Annotated in this window: 1 protein-coding gene; it reads right to left on the bottom strand. The window is 69.2% G+C overall.

Annotated features, from left to right (window positions below; translation table 11 throughout):
* Nucleotides 1–115: 115 nt before the first annotated feature.
* Nucleotides 116–1,366, bottom strand: coding sequence for an IS701 family transposase (locus M8H82_RS36320; protein WP_250080021.1), 1,251 nt, complete (start codon nt 1,364–1,366; stop codon nt 116–118).
* Between the last annotated feature and the right edge of the window lie 85 nt (nt 1,367–1,451).

Here is a 1,451-nt window from a genome sequence, read left to right as displayed (position 1 = left end):
CTAGTAGGGCTTGGTCAGGTTCGTAGAGGTGTGGGTATGTCGCGGTGGCAGGTGGGGCAGGCGCCGGCCCAGAGAGCAAGGAGTGTCTGCAGCTCGCGGACGACTTGGTAGAGGCTCAGGCCTGCGCGGTGTCTTTTGGGTCTCGTGCCAGCCGTTGCAGGGTGCAGAAGGCGTGGGCGGCGGAGACGAGGGTGACGTGGTGGTGCCAGCCGTTCCAGGTGCGGCCCTCGAAGTGGGCAAGTCCGAGGGCTTGTTTCATCTCGCGGTAGTCGTGCTCGATGCGCCAGCGCAGTTTGGCCAGCCGGATCAGGGTGGCCAGTGGCATGCCGGAGGGCAGGCTGGAGAGCCAGAACTGCACCGGTTCGGGCTCGGTGGCAGGCCATTCGGCCAGCAGCCAGCGCTCGGGCAGTTCGGGATCATCGGCCGGCCTGCGGATGCCTCGTCCGGCGGGCCGGACCCTGAGGGCGACGAAACGCGAGTACATACGCTTGAAGCCGCTTCGGCTGGCGCCCGGCCGGGATCCCTCCCGCCAGGACACCGGCCGAGCGGCTGTCCGGCCGGCCGCGACGACCAGATCCTTCATGGTCCGCGGCGGGTCGGGATACTGCATCTGCGGCCGTCGGCCGGTGCCCGCATAGGTCGGCAGGACGGGCCGGGCGTCGGCAAGGTGAGCGCTGTGACGGCCGGAAACACCGACCGCGTAGGGCAGGTTGCGTTCCTCCAGGCCGCTGCGGAAGGCGGCGGCGTCACCGTATCCGGCGTCCGCGACGACCAGGGGGACGTCGATGCCCCACGACCGTGCTTCGTCGATCATGTCCAGAGCCAGCTGCCACTTCTCCACGTGTCCCGCCTGGGCGGGGATGCCGCAGCGGCCGCGGCGGGCGACTTTGGCGGGGTCCGCCCCGGGCGAGGCCGGGTCCCAGCCGGACGGCATGAACAGCCGCCAGCCGATCGCGGCGGAGGCACGGTCGGTGGCCAGGTGCAGCGACACTCCCACCTGGCAGTTGGTGACCTTGCCCGCGGTGCCGGTGTACTGCCGCGACACACACGCCGAGGCGTCCCCGTCCTTGAGGAACCCGGTGTCGTCGACGATCAACGCTTCCGGACCGATCGCGTCCTGCATCCTCCAGGCCAGGCGGGCCTGGACGTGTCCCGGATTCCATGGGCTGGACGTCACGAAGTGAGCCAGCGCCTGCCGGTTGCCGTCCTCGCCCAGCCTGGCGGCCATGGGCTCCACCGACTTGCGTTTACCGTCCAGCAGCAGACCCCGCACATAGACCTGGCCCCACCGCCGCTGGTCAGCACGGAAGAACCCGTCGAACAACTCCGCCGTGAACGCCTCCAGGTCCTCCCGGACCTCGGCCATCTCCCCAGGTGTCACACCATCACAACGACACCCACAGCCCAACAGACACGCCACTCACAAACGAAGCTGACCAAGCCCTACTAGG

It is taken from the genome of Streptomyces sp. YS415 (assembly GCF_023544665.1).
Lineage (GTDB): Bacteria > Actinomycetota > Actinomycetes > Streptomycetales > Streptomycetaceae > Streptomyces.
The sequence above is the reverse complement of the archived record's forward strand: the minus strand, read 5'-3'. Positions and strand labels throughout refer to the sequence as shown.